This is a genomic window from Mesorhizobium sp. W050 (assembly GCF_054719535.1).
The window spans coordinates 5052943-5074187 of sequence record NZ_JBTTIH010000001.1 but is presented as its reverse complement, the minus strand read 5'-3'; the positions used below and the strand labels follow the sequence as shown (position 1 = coordinate 5074187).

Sequence of the window (21245 nt, the reverse complement as noted above, 5' to 3'; positions counted from 1 at the left end):
CGACGGGGTGGGGGGGTAGCGCCCTACGAAGACTCCCACCCCGATCCGCTACGCGGATCGACCCTCCCCACAAGGGGGAGGTGGCTAAGCACCGACCTTGAAGAAATCCACAAACGCCCGCAGCGCCGGGCGCATCTGGCGGCGGCTGGGGTAGTAGACGAAGAAACCGTCGAAGGGCGGACACCAGTCTTCCAGCACGCGGATCAAGCGACCGTCGGCGAGCGGCGCGCGCACATAATCGTCGAAGACGAAGGCGAGCCCAGCGCCGTCGACCGCCGCCTGGGCGATCAGATGGTCTTCGTCGAGGATCAGCGGCCCTTGCGCTGCGATCTCGATCTCTTCGCCATCCTTCTCGAATTCCCAGCGGTAAAGAATGCCGCTGGAAAAACGGAAGCGGATGCAGCGGTGGTCGGCAAGATCGCGCGGATGGCGGGGTCTTGGCATGGTCGCGAAATAGGATGGCGCGCCGACCACGGCGCCGCGAAGGTCCGGTCCGATGCGCACCGCGATCATGTCGCGCTGCAGGCTTTCACCGAGCCGCACGCCGGCATCGAAGCCGCCTTCGACGACGTCGGTGAAGCGATCCTCGATGACGATTTCCAGCACGATGTCAGGATAGGCCGCGGCAAAGCCGCCGAGCCTGGGCGTCAATGCCAGGTGGGCCGCGGTGCGCGGCACGGTCAGCCGCAGGTTCCCGGCCGGCCGGTCGCGCGCCTCGATCGCCGTTTCCAGCGCCAGATCGATCTCGGACAGCGCCGGCCGCAGCCGTTCGAGCAGCTGCGCGCCCTCCTCCGTTGGTGCCACGCTGCGGGTGCTGCGCGCCAAAAGCCGCACGCCGAGCCGCGCCTCCAGGCTGGACACGGCATGGCTCACCGCTGAAGGCGCAATGGCCAGTTCGCGCGCCGCGCCACGAAAACTGCCGCATTGGGCGACTGTCGCCAGCACAGCCAGTTGAGAAAGATGCGCTCGATTCATTGATCTATTTTATAGAACAGCCCGTGCGAATGACAGCCAATTATCGAACGTAAGACCAGGCACTATCTCTCCTTCATCGCAACAAGGAGACGCGCCATGAAAACCCGCAAACTTGGTACTGAACTCGAAGTCTTCCCCGTCGGCCTCGGCTGCATGGGCATGAGCTTCGCCTATGGCGGTCAGGCAGAGGCCGACGCAATCGCCACTTTGCGCCGCGCTGTCGAGATCGGCGTGACGTTTTTCGACACGGCCGAAGTTTACGGCCCCTTTGAGAACGAGATACTTCTCGGCAAGGCGTTGAAGCCGGTGCGCGACAAGGTGACGATCGCGACCAAATTCGGCTTCAAGATTTCCGAGGAAGGCTCGGGCCTCGGGCGCATGGTCGGCGTCGACAGCCGTCCCGAGCACGTCAAAGCGGTGGCGGAAGCCTCGCTGAAGCGGCTCGATGCCGATGTCATCGACCTCTACTACCAGCATCGTGTCGATCCCAACGTGCCGATCGAGGACACGGTCGGCGCCATGGCCGAACTGGTGCGCGACGGCAAGGTACGGGCGCTGGGCCTGTCGGAGGTCAGTGCCGCCACCATCCGCCGGGCGCACGCCGTGCATCCGATTGCTGCCGTGCAGAGCGAATACTCGCTGTGGAGCCGCGACCCCGAAGACGAGGTGTTAGATCTCTGCCGCGAACTCGGCATCGGCTTTGTCCCCTACAGCCCGCTCGGCCGCGGCCTGCTTACCGGCACCATCGCCAAGCCCGAGGCCCTGAGCGACGACGACTGGCGCCGCACCTTGCCCCGCTTCCAGGCCGACGCCATGGCGGCCAATGCCAAGGTGATCGCCACGCTGGAAAAGCTGGCGACGGAAAAAGGCGTCACCTCGGCGCAACTGGCGCTGGCCTGGGTGCTGCACCAGGGCGACTTCATCGTGCCGATCCCCGGCGCGCGGAAAATCCGCCATCTCGAGCAGAACACGGCGGCGGCCGGGATCGAGCTGAGTGCGGCCGAAGTGGCGGCGATCGGCGATGCTCTGTCGCCGGACAAGGTGGTGGGTAAGCGGTACACCGAGGAATTGCTGGCGCTGGTGAATGGGTGAGTTTGCAGCAATAGCCAGATCAAAAGGGGCTGAACCATGCGGCTCAGCCCCTTGTCTTCAGCTAGGCGTACTGAATGAGAACCCAGGTAACTGCCTTTCCCTTGTACGGAGGGAAAGTATTGCCCTTCGCAAAGGGTCCAGTGGTGGAGTCGCGAGGATCGTCCACCTTCCAGACGCCGCTCTCGGGGCAGGTTTCTCCGGTACGCTTCTTGGTGCCAAGCGGCACCTTGGTCAGGCCATAAACGCTCATTACTTTGTCCTTCCATTGTGGACAACAAAGCCGAGGGTTGACGCGGCGAATCAGCCGTGATTCAGTGATCACGTCTTTAATCGAGACCGGCCCAGCTCCCTCGACGGGTTAATTGCTGGGTCTGACCAAAGGTCGGCCGCAGACTGCAATCTGTGGTCGACCCATTCTTTTAGCCAGCCCTCAAAAAGAAACACGATTCTGCATTTGAGTCCATCTGGCGCAACGATATTTTGTGGCCTCCACACTGATGGACACATTATCTTGTGGATTTGGTCGATGACCGCTTGAAAATTGCAGCGAATCGACACCTTCGACCTTTGTGAAAAATCACCAAGGTACAACCGATATCTCTGGCCAGGTATCCTTGGCACGCCTGCCCTTGGCCTCATGCGTCTGCTGGTTGTCCATCACCCGGTTCGGCGTGATGCGAAACGAGAAGATATCGTCGAGCCCAAACGGCGCCACCAGTTCAAGCTGCCCATCCGCGTCGTAGCGAACGCCAACCGCGTGAGTCCTCGAGGCGAAAAAGCGGAGCGCGTGGCTGGAGCTGGTATAGCGCGGGCAGGGCCGGCCGAATTTCTGCGGATACCACAGATGCACCCGCGCCTGGTTGCGCACCTCGACCGGTAGCGGCAGGCCGGCGAAGACCGTAGCGGTGCGGGCAATCACACCGTCCTCGGCCTCGTAGGACAGGTCGCTGTCATCGAAGTAGAAAAGATCAACATCCTTGATGCCGTAGCCCGATGGCTTGCCGGTCAGATGGTTCCAGACGGAATTATAGAGCGCGCCTGAAACCACCAGCCAATCCGGCAGGTCAAGCGAGCGTGCCTGCGCCAGCGCGTCGCGAACCAGTGGATCCGCCGCCACGATGGCGAGAAGCGCTTCGCGTTGTGCTTCGAACGAGAACCCGGAATAGCGCAGATGATCCATCACCCTTTGGAGGGCGATTCGCTGTCGATCCGCAATCCGGACACTTGAGATCTTATCTCATTGCGGAGTCAGAATTCGTACTGAGTATGAAGAAAACTCTTGCGTACTCAGTACGCAACTGATACTCCGTGCCACGAAAATGGAGATTCCAATATGACACCGGAACAGTTCAAGGCTTGGCGCAAGGATCTCGGGCTATCGCAAGAAGCTGCAGCCGCAGTTCTCGGCGTCTCACGTGGTTCCATCGAAAATTACGAGCGCGGTAGCAGGCGCGAGGATCAACGCCCCGTCGAGATACCTACCAACGTCGTTCGGCTTGCGGTGCTCATCGCATACCGAAAGGATATCAACGCCCGGATCGAGGTCCTCGAACGGCAAGTTGAATTGCTTGAAACAGGGCATTTGAAAACAAGAGAAAGCACTATCGAGCATCCCGAATGGCGCGACACCACACAAACAGATATTGAGCACGCCCAGGAACACATCAGGACGTATCAAGGTATTCTGTCGAGGCTGGACGTGACCGCGTAGGAGCCCGCGCGGTTTTACGACCTGAGCTTCCGTTTCAATCCGGCCTTGCCCTAGCAAATCAACTCCCAGTAGGAGGGCGATTCGCCACCCCTGCCGGCAATCCCTTTACGTCCTCAGCACGCCGCCCGTCTGCTTGCCGACATTGTCGACGATGCGCTTGGCCAGCGCCTCGAAATCCTCGTCGGTGAGCGTCTTTTCAACCGGCTGGATAGACACTTCGATGGCAATCGACTTCTTGGCGGCCCCGAGAGATGCCCCCTCGAACACGTCGAACACCGAAACGCCGGTGACCAGCTTCTTGTCGGCAGCGAGCGCCGCGCGCACCAGCGTACCGGCCTCGACCGCCTTGTCGACGACGAAAGCAAAGTCGCGCTTCACCGCATGGAAGGCGGACAGCTCGAGCTTCGGCTTGGTTTTCGTCGGCTTGGCCTTCGGTTCCGGCACGGCGTCGATATAGACCTCGAAACCGCAGATCGGTCCGGAAACGTCCAACCCCTCCAGCGTCTTGGGGTGGAATTCGCCGAACGTGCCGAGCACGGTCTTCGGGCCGAGCTTGATCGTGCCGGAGCGGCCGGGATGGTACCAGGCCGGACCGCCTGGCTCGATCTGCAGCCTGTCGACCGGGGCGCCGCAGGCTTCCAGCGCTGCAATCGCGTCGGCCTTGGCGTCGAATACGCCGACCGGACCGGAATTGCCGGCCCAACTGCGGCCGGAGCCGTCGAGCTTGGCGGTGCCGCGGCGCACACCGGCCGCAACGCGCCGCTGCTGGTCGGGGCCGTCGCCCTCATAGGTACCGGAGACCTCGAACAGCGCGACATCGCCGATGCCCTTGTCGGCATTGCGCTGCGCGGCGACGATCAGGCCGGGCAACAGCGAGGGCCGCATATCGGACATGTCGGCTGCAATCGGATTGGCGAGCTTCAGCGCCGTCTGGCCGCCGCCGAACAGTTCGGCGTGTTTGGCCGGGATGAACGACCAGGTGAGAACCTCCAGCATGCCCCGCACGGCGAGCGAGCGCTTAGCAATGCGGGTGCGCACCTGCAGCGTCGTCAGGATCTTGGAATTGACCGCTTCATGAGCGCCGAGCGGCTGCGGCGCGATGTTGTCGACGCCGTGAATGCGCATGACTTCCTCGACCAGGTCGGCTTTGCCATCGACATCGGGCCGCCAGGACGGCACCGCCACATCGACGATGTCGTCCGAGCCCTGCGGCTCGAAGCCGAGGCGCGAAAGGATGTCGAGGCTTTCCGCCTTTGGCACTTCGGTGCCGGTCAGCCGCTTTACTTCCGAGATCGGGAAGGAAACGATCTTAGGCTTGTAGCCGGCATAGCCAACGACCTCGGTTTCCGTCGGCTCGCCGCCGCAGAACTCCAGCACAAGCTTTGTCGCCAGCTCGACGCCGGGCACCATGAATTCTGGGTCGACGCCACGCTCGAAACGGTAACGGGCATCGGTGATGATGCCGAGCGTACGGCCAGTGCGGGCCGTGGTGATCGGATCCCAAAGAGCGGATTCGATCAGCACGTCCGTGGTGTTCTCGTCGCAGCCGGAATGCTCGCCGCCCATGACACCGGCGATCGATTCGACGCCATTGTCGTCGGCGATCACGCACATCTGCGGCGTCAGCGTGTATTCGCGCCCGTCAAGCGCCAGCACCTTCTCGTCGTCGCGTGCGCGGCGCACGACGAGATTGCCGGCGACCTTCTTGGCATCGAACACATGCAGCGGCCGGCCACGGTCGAAGGTGACGTAGTTGGTGATGTCGACCAGCGCGCTGATCGGGCGCAAGCCGATGGCGATCAGCCTTTGCTGCAGCCATTTCGGCGACGGCCCGTTCTTCACGCCTTTCACCAGGCGCAGCGCGAAACCGGGGCAGAGCTCCGGCGCCTCGATGGTCACCTTGACCGGCGTTTCACCTTTGCCAGGGACCGCTTCGACCGGCGCGGTCTTGAGCCGGCCAAGCCCGCTTGCCGCCAGGTCCCGGGCGACGCCGTAAATGCTGGTCGCATCCGGCCGGTTCGGCGTCAGATTGATCTCGATCACCGGATCGTCGAGATGCGCGTAAGCCGCGAAGCTGGTGCCGACAGGCGCATCGGCCGGCAGGTCGATAATGCCATTGTGCTCATCCGACAGCTCCAGCTCGCGCTCGGAACACATCATGCCATGGCTCTCGACGCCGCGGATCTTGCCGACGGTCAGCGTCACGTCGATACCGGGCACATAGGCGCCGGGCGCGGCGAAGGCGCCGATCAGGCCGGCGCGGGCATTCGGCGCACCGCACACCACCTGGACAGGGGCTGCGCCATTGCCGGTGTCGACGGTCAGCACCCGCAGCCGGTCGGCGTCGGGATGCTGCACCGCCGTCAGCACCTTGGCGATGACGAACGGCTTCAGGCCGGCCTTGTCGTCGACATGCTCGACTTCGAGGCCGATCGAGGTCAGCCTCTCGACGATCTCGTCGAGCGTGGCGTCGGTGTCGAGATGATCCTTGAGCCAGGAAAGGGTGAGTTTCATCACTATGTTCCGTTTTGTCTGTACCCGCCCGGACCTTGTCCATCGGGTCTGGGCACGCTTGTCTTCAAATGGCGCGGCAAGTCGTCGGGCATATGCACGAAGGGCAGCTGCTCGCGCACATAGGCATGGTGCGTCGGCCGGAAATAAGCCGGCATGTCCATGGCGCCCAGCATGAAATAGATGTGGTCTTCCAGCCGCTCGTCGACATAGGCGATAGGCGAGCCGCAAATGCCGCAGAACGAGCGTGTAACCGGGCCGTTCTCGTACATCTTCAGTGCCTTGCCGGTGAAAGCCACCTGCTCGGTAAGGAAGCCGACAAAGGCCGACACCGGCGCGCCGCTGGCGCGCCGGCAATCGCCGCAATGGCAATAGCTGACATGGTGCGGTTCGACCGAGGCCTCGAACCGTACCGCGCCGCAGCGGCAGCCACCGGCGTGCGGCGCCGTCATGCGGAAAGACCTCCGAACAGCGTCGGCATGTCGAGCGGCCGGAAACCGTAATGCGACAGCCAGCGGACATCGGCGTCGAAGAAGGCGCGCAGGTCCGGCATGCCGTATTTCAGCATGGCGATGCGGTCGATTCCCATGCCCCAGGCAAAGCCCTGATATTCGTCGGGATCGAGCCCGCCGGCGCGCAGCACATTGGGGTGGACCATGCCGCAGCCGAGGATCTCCATCCAGTCGGAGCCTTCGCCGAAGCGCACTTCGCCGGGCCGCGAGCGGTCGCATTGGATGTCGACCTCGAGGCTTGGCTCGGTGAACGGGAAGAACGACGGCCGGAAGCGCATCTTGACCTGCGGCACCTCGAAGAAAGCCTTGCAGAATTCTTCCAGCACCCACTTCATGTTGGCGACATTGGCCGATTTGTCGATCACCAGCCCCTCGACCTGATGGAACATCGGCGAGTGGGTAGCGTCGGAATCCTGCCGGTAGGTCTTGCCGGGAATGACGATGCGGATCGGCGGCTTCTGCTTCTCCATGGTGCGGATCTGTACCGGCGAGGTGTGCGTGCGCAACAGCTTGCGCTCGCCCTTTTCGTCCGGCTGGAAAAAGAAGGTATCGTGCATCTCGCGCGCCGGATGCCCTTCGGGGAAATTCAGCGCGGTGAAATTGTAATAGTCGCTCTCGACATCGGGACCTTCTGCGATGGCAAAGCCGAGATCGCCGAAGATCGCCGCGATCTCGTCGATGACCTGGCTGATCGGATGGATGCGGCCGCGCTCGGCCGGCGATTGCCGCACCGGCAGCGTCACGTCGACCGTCTCGGCGGCAAGGCGCGCCGTGACCGCCACATCCTTCAGCTCGGCCTTGCGTGTCGTCAGCGCTTCGGTGACGCGGTTCTTCAGGCCGTTGATCGCGGGGCCCTTGACCTGGCGCTCCTCGGCGCTCATCGCGCCCAGTGTCTTCAGCAATTCCGAGATCGACCCCTTTTTGCCGAGAGCCGCGACGCGCACGGCTTCGATAGCAGCCTCATCGGCGGCCGACGCGACGTCGGCCATCAGGGAGTTTTCGAGAGTATCCAAGCCGGTAGCTATGTCGTTCACGGTCAAACTCGCTGTGTTGGGAGTCAACTTTGAGGTGAAAGTCACTTTCAAGTTGAAAGTTCAGCCATAAGAAAAACCCGCGCCAGCCGTGCCAGCGCGGGTTCCCCAATCAGAATTGCGAATGCTGGGAAGCGCTGGGCTCGGAGGCCGATCCCGAAAAGTTGCAGACTTTTCGGAAAGATCGCGCTCCTCGCTAAATTTCCCTGAGCATGATGTTGTCCAAAAAGTCAGCAACTTTTTGGCATCATGCTCTAGGCGACAGCGCTTTCAAAAGCATTCGGGGTGGTGTTCTTCAGATATTCGAGCGCGACCTTGGCCTTGGCCACGAGTGCGGCGAACGCCTGCGGTTCATGGATGGCCATGTCGGACAGGATCTTGCGATCGATCTCGATACCGGACTTGTTGAGGCCGTCGATGAAGCGGCCATAGGTCAGGCCATGCTCGTGCGTCGCGGCGTTGATGCGCTGGATCCACAGCGCGCGGAACGAGCGCTTGCGGTTCTTGCGGTCGCGATACGCATACTGCATCGACTTTTCGACCGCCTGCTTGGCGATGCGAATGGTGTTCTTGCGGCGGCCGTAGAAGCCTTTCGCGGCTTTCAGGACCTTCTTGTGCTTGGCGTGCGAGGTGACGCCTCTTTTTACGCGTGCCATGTCATGATCTCCTTAAACGCTGTTCCTGAAACCGAATGCTCAGAGGCCGTTCGGCAGAAAATTCTTGATGACCTTCTTGCCATCCGGTTCAGCCAGAACCATCGTGCCGCGGGCATTTCGAATGAACTTGTTGGAACGCTTGATCATGCCGTGACGCTTGCCGGCCGCAGCCGACAGGACTTTACCCGTACCTGTGATCTTGAACCGCTTCTTGGCGGCCGATTTGGTCTTCATCTTGGGCATTTTGCTACTCCGTATTGGTGGCGCACAATCGCGCTTCTTGTTCGCTTCGGGCGGACCAAAAGCCCGAAAAGCAAATGAAACCGCCACGGCATGCCCTGCCGGGCGGTTTTCTTGGAACGGCGGTCCTATACGTCAAAGCGGGCTGGCGCGCAACACCCGAGCGGCTGCGACGCTCTCTCCGCGATCAGGGCAGCCTAAACAGCACCGGCAGAATGCCCGATTGCTGGGCACCATCGATGGTCTCGAACACCGGCAACGCCACCAGAAACACCAACCCGTCGAGCAAGGTGGTCAGCAAGAGGCGCGGCTTGAAGCTGCCGGTGTCGCCTTCCTGGTAGAGCGACAGCTGGGGGAAGAAACGCGGCACCCGCGCCAGATAGGCTGTGTAGGGCGCGCCGAGAACCTCCTTGAGATACCGTTCCTCGCGCAGGATGACGATGTGGAAGGCGCCGGCGCACAAAAGCGCAAACAGGACGATGCCGGAGAACGAGCCGATCTGCGCCCCGACGCCGGCGGCGGCAACGGTCGAGAACACGTAGAGAGGATTGCGGGTGATCGAATAGGGTCCGCCGGTGACCACTTCGGAGGATTTGCGCCCCCCGATATAGAGTGTCGACCACAAGCGGCCGACGACGCCAAGGAAGATCAGCAGCACGCCGACCATCTCGATCGTTTCATGCACCGGGGTATCGGGCGGGAAGGTCGACTGGCCGAACAGCAGTGCCGCAAACAGCACCACCACCAGCACCGCAAGCACCATCCGGCGCATGTGCTGGTAGCCGCCCAGCTCCTTGATGGGCGCAGGGTTGATTTCATTGGCCATGTCGGGAATCCGATCGTCGAGAAGCTTTGCCGGCGATCGCGGCGTCTGGACAGGAGAATCGGCGTCCCGCCGATCGCCGGGACGCCATGAGACAGGATTCAGGCGGATTTAGAGCGCAACGCCCGAACTGATCTAGCGCGGGGCCAGCACCATCATCATCTGGCGGCCTTCCAGCTTCGGCTCGGCTTCGACCTTGGCGATGGTAGCCGTCTCCTCGCGCACCTTGTTCAGGAGCTGCATGCCGAGTTCCATATGCGCCATCTCGCGGCCGCGGAAGCGCAGCGTCAGCTTGACCTTGTCACCTTCCTCGAAGAAGCGCCGCACGGCCTTCATCTTGGTTTCGTAGTCATGGCTGTCGATGTTCGGGCGCATCTTGATCTCCTTGATCTCGATGACCTTCTGGTTCTTGCGCGCCTCGGCCGCCTTCTTCTGGTTGGCGTATTTCAATTTGCCGAGATCGAGAATCTTGACGACAGGCGGCACCGCATTGGGCGAGATCTCGACCAGATCGAGCCCTGCCTCTTCGGCGAGCAGCAATGCGTCGTTGATGGAAATATCGCCGCGGTTCTGGCCATCGGCGTCGATCAGTTGGACCCGGGGAACCCGGATATCACGGTTGGAGCGCGGGCCATCCTTGGTGGGCGCCGCTGCTTTGAAAGGTCTGCGAATGGTCGTGGTCTCCTTGGCCGTTTCGTTCAGGGTTTCAATCTAGAAATGTTCAGGACGCGCCAATGTGGTGAGCGCGCGGGCGGAGTCAATAGCACAGCGCTGACAGAAAATCACCCTGATCGCAGGCCTGCACCAAACAAAGGATGTCGCGAGCACTTTCCGCCTCGCCTGTGCCTGTGTCAAAAGACCGGCGAGTAAAATCAGGCTCCCGCAATCAGGCCCCCAGAACCAGGATTGATCCACAGCCATGACCGCGACCACCCCAACCCTGCTGGATGTCGACGGCATTGATATCGCGGTTCGCCATTCCTCGGGCGCAACGCCCGGCATCGTCTGGCTCGGCGGCTATAAATCCGACATGCTGGGCACGAAGGCGCAGACGTTGTCGGATTGGGCGGCAAGGGAAGGCCGCGCGTATCTGCGCCACGATTATTCCGGCCATGGCGAATCCGGCGGCGCCTTTGCCGACGGCACCATTTCGAAATGGCTTGGCGAGAGCCTCGCCGTCTTCCGGCGTTTCACCGAGGGCAAGCAAATCCTGGTCGGCTCGTCGATGGGCGCCTGGATCGCGCTGCGCATGGTGCAGGAACTGCGCAAGGCGGGCGACAGCAATGTGGTTGGCCTGGTGCTGCTCGCGCCGGCGCCGGATTTCACCGCCGAGCTGGTCGAGCCGGCTCTGACGGAGGAACAGAGGCGCGACCTCCGGGAGAAAGGCTTTTTCGAAGAACCTTCGGACTATTCCGCCGAGCCTTACATCTACACAAGCGCGCTGATCGAGGACGGCAGGGCGAACCGGGTCATGACCGGGCCGATCGATACCCATTGCCCCGTCCACATCCTGCAGGGCCTGGCCGATGCCGATGTGCCGGCAAGCCATGCGCTGAAGCTGGTCTCGCTGCTGCCGGCCGACGACGTCACCTTGTCGCTCATTCCCGACGGCGACCACCGCCTGTCGCGGCCGCAGGATCTCGACATGCTGCTGAGGGCGGTGGGCGACATGGTTCAGCGGGCGGGGTAGGCGAGAATGCGCATTTCCATCCCGATATCCGCCTTTGTCGCGGCAATCGTCGGCTTCGGCGGCACGCTGGCCGTCGTCATTGCCGCCGCCAAGGCGGTTGGCGCCACGCAAGCCGAAACCGCGAGCTGGGTGACGGCAGTGTGCGTGGCGATGGCGATCGAATGCTTGTGGCTGTCCTGGCGCACGAAAATACCCATCATCACCGCCTGGTCGACACCGGGCCTGGCGCTGATGGCGGCATCGAGCGGGTTTACCATGGCCGATGCGGTCGGCGCCTTCATCGTCACCGGCCTAATGTTGATCGCCACCGGCCTGTTCAAGCCGCTGACCCAGCTGATATCAAGGATACCGGCGTCAGTCGCGTCCGGCATGCTGGCGGGCATCGTCGTCACCTTCGCGCTCAATGCCGTCAAGACCATTCCGGTCGACCCCTGGTTGATCCTGCCGCTGATCGCGGCCTTCTTCGTCATTCGCCTGTTCAACCCGGCGCTGTCGGTGCTGGCGGTGCTGATCGGCGGCGGCATCGCCGCCTTCCTGACAGGCCGCGTCGGCGGACTGCCGGCACCGGAACTGTCGACGCTGACGCTGATTGCTCCGCATTTCAGCGCCGCAGCTGTCATCGGCCTGGCGCTGCCGCTCTACCTCGTCACCATGGCGTCGCAGAACCTGTCGGGTCTCGCCGTCTTGCGCGCCGCCGGCTATCACCCCGAACCCGGCCCGCTGATCGGCGTCACCGGCCTGTTCTCGCTGCTGTCGGCGCCGTTTGGCGGCTCGACCACCAATCTGGCCGCGATCTCTGCGGCGATCTGCACCGGGCCGGACGTCCATCCCGACCCGGCCGAGCGCTGGAAGACCGGACCCTTCTATGCACTTGCCTATCTGATCTTCGCGGTTTTCGGCGCCTCGCTGGTGGCGATCTTCGCAGTGCTGCCGCAAAGCCTGATCGTGCTGGTGGCCGGCCTGGCGTTGATGGGGTCGCTGGCCAACGCGCTGGCGATCGCGCTCAAGGACGAGGACCAGCGCATGGCGGCTACTGTCACCTTCGTTGTCACCGCGTCGGGGCTGACTTTGTTCGGCGTTGGCGCCGCCTTCTGGGGCTTGGTCGCCGGCCTGGTCGTGCTTTTCCTCGAAGCGGTCAAAAAGCGATAATCAATTCAGGACCTTGTCCGGTTTTGGCGGACGTTGTCTTGAATCGCCGTTTTTCTCATCCCATTTCGAATCCACGCAGCCGCTCTTGGCTGTCTCCAACCGAAGGAATGGGAGAAAATGAACACATCCGCATTGATCCGCCCGGCCTGGACGCCGGCGACCATCGCGCTGATGGTGATCGGCTTCATGGTGTTCTGGCCGCTTGGCTTCGCCATGCTCGCCTACATCATCTGGGGCGACCGGCTTGACGGCTTCAAGCGCGACGTCAACCGGGCCACCGACGGCATCTTCGCCGGCTGCCGTCGCGGTTCCGACAAGGCCGCGCGCTGGGGCCACGGTTCGGCCCGCACCGGCAATGTCGCTTTCGACGACTGGCGCGAGAAGGAACTCGAACGCCTCGCCGAAGAGCGTCGCAAGCTCGATGAGATGCTGAGCGAGTTCGACGAGTACGCCCGCGAATTGCGCCGCGCCAAGGACCAGGACGAGTTCGACCGCTTCATGGCCAACCGCAACAAGTCGACAGCGCCTGCGAAGACAGGCTCGGCCGAAACGGCCAAGCCCGCGACGCCCAAGCGCAAGGGCCCGAACCTGCTTGACGACTGAGGCTGCGCGCATGACCCCGAAAATCGAAACCGATTTTCGGAAAGGTTCATGCGCCGAATTAGAGTGCTACAGCGTCCTTTGCGCGTCAGAGACGCGCGGCGCTCTAAGACAGGCCTTGGCATGATGGACGGCGTCGCGCGAGCGGCGCCGTTTCTTTTTTGTTCTGGTCGTTTTCCTCGAATCGCGTATCGTTCAGCCATGTCCTTCGGCTTTTTCCGCAACCTGACCAAACCAAAACCCTCGCCTGTCGAAGAGCGAGAGCACGTCGTTGCCGGCCGCACACTGCCGCTCAGGATCGTCGAGAGCGCCCGCGCACGGCGGCTGACGCTGCGCATCGATTCGGGCGGCCAGGGGCTGCGCATCACCGTGCCGCCGGGCCTGCGCCGCGGCGAGGTGGAGAAATTCCTTCACCGCCACCAGGACTGGCTGGAGCAGCGTCTGGCCAAGGTCCCGACACGGCCGCAAGTGCGCCCCGGCATCAAGATCCCGATACGCGGCGTCGCGCATCGCATCGTCCACGAACCGTCGAAACGCGGCACCGTCACCGTGTCGCGCGACGAGCGCGGTCCGCTGCTGATCGTCCATGGCGAGCGCATACATTTGCCGCGCCGCATCGCCGATTTCCTCAGGCGTGAGGCCAAGAAGGACATCGAGAAGCTGGTGGTCAAGCATACCGAGGCCATCGGCAAGCGCGCCAAGGCGATCCGCTTCAAGGACACGTCGAGCCGCTGGGGTTCCTGCACTTCCGATGGCAATCTGTCCTTCTCATGGCGCATCATGATGGCGCCGACGCCGGTGATAAACTACCTGGTCGCGCATGAGGTGGCGCATCTCAAGGAGATGAACCACGGCCCGAAATTCTGGAAATTGTGCGATCAGCTCTGTCCCGATACCGACCGCTGCAAGGACTGGCTGAAGCGCAATGGCGGCGCGCTGCAGGCGATCGTGTTCGATTAGCCTGCGCCGGCGCCGCGCTCAATCATCATTGGCCGCATTAAGCTCTTCAGGCCGCAGCCCTTCGTCGCCATGGCGCGGCCATGGCAGGAAATTCTGCTCGAACGCATCGCTGCCGAAATAATCCAGGACCCGGTGCGCTTCTGCCCCGTCGAAGGCGGCCTTTTGCATCAGATGCGCGATGACGTCGCGCGCTTGCGCGATCTTCTGCCTGAGTTCGGCTATGCTCTGGTCGGCCATTCGTCTGCTCCGCCTTGCTTCTCCCATCAATAGGTAGCGCCTTTGGCGTTGCCGGCAAACAGCATGCTTTTTCTCGACTCTTGGCCGGTTTCGTGCCAATCCCCGCGCCATGGCGCTCGATATCAAGATCTGCGGATTGAAGACCGATGATGCAATGGCCGCGGCATTGGCCGGCGGCGCCAGCCATGTCGGCTTCATCTTCTTTGCCAGGAGCCCGCGCTATGTCGAGCCTGCGGCAGCCGGCCGCCTGCGCCAGGCGGCAATCGGCAAGGCCCTGGCGGTTGCCGTGACGGTCGATTCCGATGACGCCTTCCTGGACGAGATCGTCGAAAAGATGCGACCCGACATGCTGCAGTTGCACGGCACGGAGACGCCCGAGCGGGTGGCCGAGGTGAAAGCCCGCTACGGCTTGCCTGTCATGAAGGTGTTCTCCGTCAGTGAGGCTGCCGATCTCGAGCGGCTAAAGCCGTTCATCGGCGTTGCCGATCGCTTCATGTTCGATGCCAAGCCACCAAAGGGCTCGCAACTTCCGGGCGGCAATGGCGTCGCCTTTGACTGGCGCATCCTGGCCGGCCTTGACGCCGGGCTCGATTACATGCTTTCCGGTGGGCTCAACGCCGCCAATATCGGCGACGCCCTGATATCAGCCAATCCGCCCGCGATAGACATTTCGTCGGGGGTGGAAAGCGGCCCGGGCGTCAAGGATCCGGCGCTGATCGAGCAGTTCTTCCGGGCCGTCAGGGCCGCGCGCGACGACCGCGCTGCCTGAGGCACTTCTTTCGAACCCGAGCATGTTCCGGAGAAGTGGGAACCGGTTTTCCGATAAGACATGCTCAGAACCAAGACCAGGAGATCGGCGATGAACAAGCCGGCGACACCCAATTCCTTCCGCACGGGACCCGACGAACAGGGCATGTTCGGCATCTTCGGGGGCCGCTTCGTGGCCGAGACGCTGATGCCGCTGATCCTCGACCTCGAGCGGCACTGGAACGAGGTCAAGAACGATCCGGACTTCAAGGCTGAGTTGACCAACCTCTCGACCCACTATGCCGGGCGGCCGTCAAAGCTGTATTTCGCCGAAGGCCTGACCAAACATCTTCGTGAGGTTTCCTCGGCGAAGGGCCTCGGGGGCGGCGCCAAAGTCTACTTCAAGCGCGAGGACCTGAACCACACCGGTTCGCACAAGATCAACAACTGCCTCGGCCAGATCCTGCTGGCCAAGCGCATGGGCAAGAAGCGCATCATCGCCGAGACGGGCGCCGGCCAGCACGGCGTGGCGGCGGCCACGGTCGCGGCGCGCTTCGGCTTTCCCTGCGTGGTCTATATGGGCGCCACCGACGTCGCCCGCCAAAGCCCCAACGTCTTCCGCATGAAGCTGCTGGGCGCCGAAGTGCGGCCGGTCACCGCCGGCCACGGCACGCTGAAGGACGCCATGAACGAGGCGTTGCGCGACTGGGTCACCAATGTCGAGGACACTTATTACCTGATCGGCACTGCCGCCGGCCCGCATCCCTATCCGGAGCTGGTGCGCGACTTCCAGTCGGTGATCGGCATCGAGGCGCGCGCCCAGATCCTCGAACAGGAAGGCCGGCTGCCCGACACCATCATCGCGGCTGTCGGCGGCGGCTCCAACGCCATCGGCCTGTTCCATCCTTTCCTCGACGACAGGCAAGTCCGCATCATCGGCATCGAAGCCGGCGGCCGCGGCCTCGACGGCATCGAGCATTGCGCCTCGATGAATGCCGGCGCGCCAGGCGTCCTGCACGGCAACCGCACCTATCTCCTGCAGAACGCCGATGGCCAGATCATGGACGGCCATTCGATCTCGGCCGGCCTCGACTATCCGGGCGTCGGCCCCGAACATTCCTGGCTGCGCGATTCCGGCCGCGTCGAATATGTGCCGATCCTCGACGACGAGGCGCTGGAAGCCTTCAAGCTGACGACGCGCGTCGAAGGCATCATCCCGGCGCTGGAATCCGCCCACGCCATCGCGCATGCGGTGAAGATCGTGCCTGATATGGACAAGGACCAGATCGTCATCGTCAACCTGTCGGGACGCGGCGACAAGGACGTGCACACGGTGGCCTCGATGCTGGGCATGGAGATCTGATCATGGTGACCCGCATCGACCGCCGCATGGCAAAACTGAAAGCCGAGGGCCGCCCGGCGCTCGTCACCTATTTCATGAGCGGCGACCCCGACTACGACACCGCTTTGTCGATCATGAAGGCGCTGCCCAAGGCCGGCGCCGACATCATCGAAATGGGCATGCCGTTTTCCGACCCGATGGCCGATGGACCGGCGATCCAGGCCGCCGGCCTGCGGGCGCTGAAAGGTGGCCAGACCCTGGTCAAGACGCTGAAGACGGCGGCTGATTTCCGCGCCATCGACAATGAAACGCCGATCGTGCTGATGGGCTACTACAACCCGATCTACATCTACGGTGTCGATCGCTTCCTCAAGGACGCCATCGCCAGCGGCATTGACGGGCTGATCGTCGTCGACCTGCCACCGGAGATGGACGAAGAACTCTGCATCCCTGCGCTGAAGGCCGGCATCAACTTCATCCGCTTGGCAACGCCGACCACCGACGACAAGCGCCTGCCCAAGGTGCTGCAGAATACGTCGGGCTTCGTCTATTACGTGTCGATGACCGGCATCACCGGCTCGGCTTTGGCCGACACCGGCAAGGTTGCCGCCGCGGTCAAGCGCATCAAGGGCCATACCGACCTGCCGGTCTGTGTCGGCTTCGGCGTCAAGACCGCCGAGCAGGCGCGCATCATCGGCGCCAATGCCGACGGCGTCGTCGTCGGCACCGCGATCGTCAATGCGGTGGCCAATGTGCTGGGGCCGAAGGGCGAGAAGACCGCCGACCCGGCCGAAGCCGTCGCCACCCTGGTCAGCGGACTGTCTCAGGGCGTGCGTTCGGCCCGCCTTGCTGCTGCCGAATAGTTTCCCTACTTAGGCCTTGTGCAAGTCGTTATCCCAAAACCGGTTCCCACTTTTGGGCGACATGCACGAGCCAACTCTTCGTCAGGACAGGAGCCGAAGCGATGAACTGGATCACCAATTACGTTCGCCCGAGGATCAATTCGATGCTCGGCCGGCGCACCGACATGCCCGAGAATCTCTGGATCAAGGATCCCGAGACCGGCGAGATGGTGTTTCACAAGGACCTGGAATCCAACCAGTTCGTCATCCCGTCATCGGGCCATCACATGAAGATTTCGGCCAAGGAACGGCTGAAATTCTTCCTCGACGACGGCAAATACGAGCAGCTTGAGAACCCCAAGGTCATGCAGGACCCGCTCAAGTTCCGCGACGAGAAGCGCTACACCGACCGCTTGAAGGACGCCAAGGCCAAGACCGGCCTGGAAGACGCCATCATCAATGCGCTGGGCACGGTCGAGGGCCTGCCGGTTGTAGTGACGGTGCAGGATTTCGCCTTCATGGGCGGCTCGCTCGGCATGGCCGCGGGTGACGCCATTGTGCACGGTTTCGAGGTCGCCTTGCAGCGCAAGCGGCCGCTGATCCTGTTTGCCGCCTCCGGCGGCGCGCGTATGCAGGAAGGCATCTTGTCGCTGATGCAGTTGCCGCGCACCACGATCGGCGTCGATCGGCTGAAGGAAGCCGGCCTCCCATACATCGTCGTCTTGACCAACCCGACCACCGGCGGCGTCACCGCCTCCTACGCCATGCTGGGCGACGTGCATATCGCCGAGCCCGGCGCGCTGATCGGCTTCGCCGGCCCGCGCGTCATCGAGCAGACTATCCGGGAGAAACTGCCGGACGGTTTCCAGCGCTCCGAATATCTGATGGAGCACGGCATGGTCGACATGGTGGTGTCGCGGCTGGAACTGCGCGAGACGATTTCACGGCTGTTGAAAATCCTGCTCAAACTGCCGCAGGAGCAAAAGCCGCTGGAGCCGGAAATCCTGCCGCCGTCGGTCATCCCGACGGAAGCCCGCCCGCAGGCCTGACGCGACATTTCTGGCCGCAAACCGCGATTGCGTGCACCTGCGCGCATGCGTAGGATTCGCTCATGACAACGCTTGCCGCAGATCGTGAAATCGAAGCCCTGATGGCGCTGCATCCGAAAGGCTTCGACCTTTCGCTCGACCGCATCACAAGGCTGCTCGAACGCCTCGGCAATCCGCAGGAGCGGCTGCCGCCGGTCATCCATATCGCCGGCACCAACGGTAAGGGCTCGTGCGCGGCCTTTTCGCGCGCGCTGCTCGAAGCCGGCGGCCACCTTGTCCATGTCCACACTTCGCCGCATCTGGTGAACTGGGCCGAGCGCTACCGACTGGCGGCCGAAGGCGGCGGCCGGCTGGTCGACGACGAGACCTTCGCCGAGGCCATCGCCCGCGTCGCCCGGGCCAATCAAGGCCAGAAGATCACCGTCTTCGAAATCCTAACCGCCGTCACCTTCATCCTGTTTTCCGAACATCCGGCTGCCGCCGCCATCATCGAGGTCGGCCTTGGCGGCCGCTTCGACGCCACCAATGTCGTTGCCCGGCCGGCGGTGTCGGTGATCATGCCGGTGTCGATGGATCACGAAGCCTATCTCGGCGACCGGGTCGAACTGATCGCCGCGGAAAAGGCCGGCATCATGAAGCGCGGCTGCCCGGTGGTGATCGGAGCGCAGGAGAGCGAGACGGCACTGCAAGTGCTGATCGAAACCGCCGAGCGCCTGGATTGCCCGACCTTCGTCTACGGACAGGATTTTCTCGCCTTCGAGGAGAACGGCCGCATGGTCTATCAGGATGAGGACGGGCTGATGGACCTGCCGCCGCCGCGCCTGCCCGGGCGCCACCAGTTCGCCAATGCGGCGGCAGCGATTGCCGCGGTCAAGGCCGCCGGTTTCGAAATCAGTCATCGCGCCACTGAGAAGGCGATGGCGAGCGTCGCATGGCCGGGCCGCATGCAGAAACTGGTACAGGGCCGGCTGATGGAGCTGGCGCCCAAGGGCGCCGACATCTGGCTCGACGGCGGCCACAATCCGGGCGCCGGCATGGTCATTGCCGAGGCGCTGGCCGAGCAGGAGGAAAAGAACCCGCGGCCGCTGTTTCTGATCTCCGGCATGATCAACACCAAGGACCAGAGCGGCTATTTCCACGCCTTCAAGGGCCTGGTCCGCCATGTCTACACCGTGCCGGTGAGCATGAGCGACGCCGGTGTGCCGAATGACGAACTGGCGATCCGGGCGACCGAGGCCGGCCTCACCGCCGAGCCGGTCAGCTCCGTCGCCAGCGCGCTGATGCTGTTGCGCGACACCTGGGACGGGCCGGCGCCACGCATCCTGATCGGCGGTTCGCTGTATCTCGCCGGCGCGGTGCTGGCCGAAAACGGCACGCCGCCGACCTGAAGCCATTTCACTGCGAGGAGCCCATCATGATCAAGGTCAAGCAGCTCGCCCATGTCTGCATCTTCGCGCATGATCTGGAAGCGACGCGGGCCTTCTACCGCGACGTGCTCGGCCTCGACACGCAGTTCAACTTCCTGCGCGACGGCAAGATCTTCGGCTTCTACCTCAATTGCGGCGATCGCAGCCATGTCGAGGTGTTCCAGAAGGACGGCACCAGCCATAGCGAGCTCAACCAGATCAACCATTTCTGCCTTGAGGTGGAAAACATCGATGCGGCGATCGCCCACATCAAGTCGAAAGGCATTGATATCACGGCCAAGAAGCATGCCTGCGACGACACGTTTCAGGCCTGGATCCGCGACCCCAACGGCGTGAAGATCGAGCTGTTCGAATACACAGCAAAAAGCGCGCAATTCACCGGCGGGGATCGCATCGCCGACTGGTAGTATTTTGGCCCGGGGAATCTATCGGGCGGTTGCCCCTCGGGCAGAAGCCCCGATATGCTTGGCGAAGCATGGAGGCAAGCTCGAATGGTTGTGAAGTGTCTTGTTACCGTCGACAACGACCCGCCGGAGGAGCTGATATTTGAATATGCTCCGCGGGTCGGCGATCATGTGATGTTACCGGGAGCCATCGAGCCACCGCACCCAATTGTTCGAGTGGCCCACAGACCGACGCGCCCCAATGATACATCCGGCCAGCCCAGTGTCGCGTATTTCGTAAGCCGAGAGACGTTTCTCTATCGTGTGTATACGGGCGCTATAGAGGGATATGGGCAGGTCCTGAAGCCCGCGACCGGACGGAAGCCCGGCAAGCCTAGGCAGGCCAAAAAAACCGTGGCTCAAACTAAATAGACATCGGCGGCCGCGGCACCAGTCTGAGGCCTATTTCAGCTCGATCTCGATGAAGGCGTATTCGCCGTCATTGGCGCTGATGACGTCGTGCTCGACGCCTTCCTTGCGGAAGTAGGGCGCGCCCTTCTTCATTTCAGCAAAACTCTCGCCGTCCTTGGTCACCAGCTTCACCTTGCCGTCCATCAGCGGCACCACGACATAGTCGTGGCCGTGGCGATGCCAGCCGGTGTTGTCGCCGGGCTGGAACCGATACTCGGTGACGATGACGCGCTCGTTGTCGATGAAGACGGTGGCCTTGGCGGATCCGGTCATTCTGTCTCTCCTGTCCAGCCTCAAGCAGAAGACATGGAGCCTTCAGGCGCGAGGGCCAGAGAGGTCAGGCGATAACGCCAAAGAAAAGCCCGGCGCCAGGGCCGGGCTTAACTTCAGAAACTCCTATAGGATCAGGCGAGGCTGCCATTGATCCAATGCGACAGCGCGGTCTTCGGCGCGGCGCCGACCTTCATGTCGGCGACTTCGCCGCCCTTGAAGATCATCAGCGTCGGGATCGAGCGCACGCCGAATTGGGCGGCAAGCTCGGGGTTCTCGTCGATGTTCAGCTTGGCGATCTTGATCTTGTCGCCGAGTTCGTTGGCGATCTCTTCCAGCGACGGACCGATCATCTTGCAGGGGCCGCACCATTCGGCCCAGAAATCCACGACGACGGGCTGCGAGGCGTTGAGCACATCCGCCTGGAAATTGCTCTTGTCGACCTTGACGGTGGCCATGCGAAAATCCTTTCGAAATTTATCTCGCACCAAATGTGGTGGTTGAGCAGCCCTTCTTCAAGCAGAACT

General features: G+C 62.7%; 25 protein-coding genes. 12 read left to right on the top strand and 13 right to left on the bottom strand.

What is annotated here, in order from left to right; translation table 11 throughout:
• Positions 1-84 precede the first annotated feature (84 nt).
• Positions 85-975: a LysR family transcriptional regulator gene (locus tag ACYG9Y_RS24390; protein WP_023687444.1), complete on the bottom strand. Its 891-nt coding sequence runs from the start codon at positions 973-975 to the stop codon at positions 85-87.
• A 96-nt stretch (positions 976-1071) separates the two neighbouring features.
• On the opposite strand from ACYG9Y_RS24390, the gene ACYG9Y_RS24385 reads away from it, so the two are divergent.
• A complete protein-coding gene (locus tag ACYG9Y_RS24385) occupies positions 1072-2067 on the top strand; it encodes an aldo/keto reductase (RefSeq protein ID WP_023739765.1) in 996 nt (331 codons plus the stop codon).
• Positions 2068-2128: 61 nt separating this feature from the next.
• Here ACYG9Y_RS24385 and ACYG9Y_RS24380 read toward each other — a convergent pair whose 3' ends face one another.
• Together ACYG9Y_RS24380 and ACYG9Y_RS24375 are read right to left on the bottom strand one after the other, a co-directional pair.
• A complete protein-coding gene (locus ACYG9Y_RS24380; protein WP_031199013.1) occupies positions 2129-2317 on the bottom strand; it encodes a hypothetical protein in 189 nt (62 codons plus the stop codon).
• Positions 2318-2644: 327 nt separating this feature from the next.
• Positions 2645-3247: a nucleotidyltransferase family protein gene (locus tag ACYG9Y_RS24375; protein WP_023739764.1), complete on the bottom strand. Its 603-nt coding sequence runs from the start codon at positions 3245-3247 to the stop codon at positions 2645-2647.
• Between the two features lie 153 nt (positions 3248-3400).
• On the opposite strand from ACYG9Y_RS24375, the gene ACYG9Y_RS24370 reads away from it, so the two are divergent.
• Complete coding sequence (locus ACYG9Y_RS24370) at positions 3401-3778, top strand: helix-turn-helix domain-containing protein (RefSeq protein WP_023710419.1); 378 nt, start codon at positions 3401-3403, stop codon at positions 3776-3778.
• Positions 3779-3883: 105 nt separating this feature from the next.
• Here the strand turns inward: ACYG9Y_RS24370 and pheT are convergent, their stop codons facing one another.
• The 7 genes from pheT to infC all read right to left on the bottom strand — a co-directional run bounded on the left by pheT (position 3884) and on the right by infC (position 10223).
• Complete coding sequence (gene pheT, locus ACYG9Y_RS24365) at positions 3884-6292, bottom strand: phenylalanine--tRNA ligase subunit beta (protein WP_023739763.1); 2409 nt, start codon at positions 6290-6292, stop codon at positions 3884-3886.
• A gap of 2 nt (positions 6293-6294) precedes the next feature.
• Entirely contained in the window at positions 6295-6741 is a 447-nt protein-coding gene (locus tag ACYG9Y_RS24360) for a GFA family protein (RefSeq protein WP_023681387.1), read from the bottom strand.
• The gene (pheS, locus tag ACYG9Y_RS24355) at positions 6738-7790 is read right to left on the bottom strand and encodes a phenylalanine--tRNA ligase subunit alpha (protein ID WP_032891898.1); all 1053 of its coding nucleotides are present in this window, start codon (positions 7788-7790) and stop codon (positions 6738-6740) included. The genes ACYG9Y_RS24360 and pheS overlap by 4 nt, the downstream gene beginning before the upstream one ends.
• A 296-nt stretch (positions 7791-8086) precedes the next feature.
• On the bottom strand, positions 8087-8488 hold the full coding sequence (rplT, locus tag ACYG9Y_RS24350) for a 50S ribosomal protein L20 (protein ID WP_023672281.1): 402 nt from the start codon (positions 8486-8488) through the stop codon (positions 8087-8089).
• A 39-nt stretch (positions 8489-8527) separates the two neighbouring features.
• Positions 8528-8731 carry a 50S ribosomal protein L35 gene (gene rpmI, locus ACYG9Y_RS24345; protein ID WP_006201248.1) on the bottom strand — a complete coding sequence of 68 codons (204 nt, stop codon included), beginning with the start codon at positions 8729-8731 and terminating at the stop codon, positions 8528-8530.
• A gap of 184 nt (positions 8732-8915) precedes the next feature.
• On the bottom strand, positions 8916-9554 hold the full coding sequence (locus ACYG9Y_RS24340; protein WP_023681388.1) for a methyltransferase family protein: 639 nt from the start codon (positions 9552-9554) through the stop codon (positions 8916-8918).
• Between the two features lie 132 nt (positions 9555-9686).
• Entirely contained in the window at positions 9687-10223 is a 537-nt protein-coding gene (gene infC, locus ACYG9Y_RS24335) for a translation initiation factor IF-3 (RefSeq protein WP_023744911.1), read from the bottom strand.
• A gap of 247 nt (positions 10224-10470) precedes the next feature.
• On the opposite strand from infC, the gene ACYG9Y_RS24330 reads away from it, so the two are divergent.
• The 4 genes from ACYG9Y_RS24330 (at position 10471) to ACYG9Y_RS24315 (ending at position 13950) form a co-directional block, all read left to right on the top strand.
• Entirely contained in the window at positions 10471-11241 is a 771-nt protein-coding gene (locus ACYG9Y_RS24330) for an alpha/beta hydrolase (protein WP_023681389.1), read from the top strand.
• A gap of 6 nt (positions 11242-11247) precedes the next feature.
• On the top strand, positions 11248-12390 hold the full coding sequence (locus tag ACYG9Y_RS24325; RefSeq protein WP_023681390.1) for a benzoate/H(+) symporter BenE family transporter: 1143 nt from the start codon (positions 11248-11250) through the stop codon (positions 12388-12390).
• Between the two features lie 117 nt (positions 12391-12507).
• A complete protein-coding gene (locus ACYG9Y_RS24320) occupies positions 12508-12993 on the top strand; it encodes a DUF2852 domain-containing protein (RefSeq protein WP_023672286.1) in 486 nt (161 codons plus the stop codon).
• A 198-nt stretch (positions 12994-13191) separates the two neighbouring features.
• Entirely contained in the window at positions 13192-13950 is a 759-nt protein-coding gene (locus tag ACYG9Y_RS24315) for a M48 family metallopeptidase (RefSeq protein WP_023739762.1), read from the top strand.
• A gap of 18 nt (positions 13951-13968) precedes the next feature.
• On the opposite strand, the gene ACYG9Y_RS24310 is transcribed toward ACYG9Y_RS24315, so the two are convergent.
• Complete coding sequence (locus ACYG9Y_RS24310; RefSeq protein WP_023672288.1) at positions 13969-14187, bottom strand: hypothetical protein; 219 nt, start codon at positions 14185-14187, stop codon at positions 13969-13971.
• A gap of 109 nt (positions 14188-14296) precedes the next feature.
• On the opposite strand from ACYG9Y_RS24310, the gene ACYG9Y_RS24305 reads away from it, so the two are divergent.
• From ACYG9Y_RS24305 to ACYG9Y_RS24280, 6 genes are all read left to right on the top strand, one after another.
• The gene (locus ACYG9Y_RS24305) at positions 14297-14956 is read left to right on the top strand and encodes a phosphoribosylanthranilate isomerase (protein ID WP_023739761.1); all 660 of its coding nucleotides are present in this window, start codon (positions 14297-14299) and stop codon (positions 14954-14956) included.
• A gap of 90 nt (positions 14957-15046) precedes the next feature.
• On the top strand, positions 15047-16297 hold the full coding sequence (gene trpB / locus ACYG9Y_RS24300; RefSeq protein WP_023687439.1) for a tryptophan synthase subunit beta: 1251 nt from the start codon (positions 15047-15049) through the stop codon (positions 16295-16297).
• 2 nt (positions 16298-16299) lie between these two features.
• Entirely contained in the window at positions 16300-17139 is an 840-nt protein-coding gene (gene trpA, locus ACYG9Y_RS24295) for a tryptophan synthase subunit alpha (RefSeq protein ID WP_023739760.1), read from the top strand.
• 101 nt (positions 17140-17240) lie between these two features.
• On the top strand, positions 17241-18167 hold the full coding sequence (gene accD / locus ACYG9Y_RS24290) for an acetyl-CoA carboxylase, carboxyltransferase subunit beta (RefSeq protein WP_023687437.1): 927 nt from the start codon (positions 17241-17243) through the stop codon (positions 18165-18167).
• Between the two features lie 62 nt (positions 18168-18229).
• Positions 18230-19555 (top strand): bifunctional folylpolyglutamate synthase/dihydrofolate synthase, encoded by a 1326-nt coding sequence (locus tag ACYG9Y_RS24285; RefSeq protein ID WP_023739759.1) that lies wholly within the window; start codon positions 18230-18232, stop codon positions 19553-19555.
• Between the two features lie 26 nt (positions 19556-19581).
• Complete coding sequence (locus ACYG9Y_RS24280) at positions 19582-20001, top strand: VOC family protein (protein ID WP_023693068.1); 420 nt, start codon at positions 19582-19584, stop codon at positions 19999-20001.
• A 438-nt stretch (positions 20002-20439) separates the two neighbouring features.
• Here the strand turns inward: ACYG9Y_RS24280 and ACYG9Y_RS24275 are convergent, their stop codons facing one another.
• Both ACYG9Y_RS24275 and trxA read right to left on the bottom strand, forming a co-directional pair.
• Positions 20440-20721 (bottom strand): cupin domain-containing protein, encoded by a 282-nt coding sequence (locus ACYG9Y_RS24275; protein WP_023681396.1) that lies wholly within the window; start codon positions 20719-20721, stop codon positions 20440-20442.
• A 131-nt stretch (positions 20722-20852) separates the two neighbouring features.
• Positions 20853-21176 carry a thioredoxin gene (gene trxA / locus ACYG9Y_RS24270; RefSeq protein WP_023672297.1) on the bottom strand — a complete coding sequence of 108 codons (324 nt, stop codon included), beginning with the start codon at positions 21174-21176 and terminating at the stop codon, positions 20853-20855.
• Positions 21177-21245: the final 69 nt, after the last annotated feature.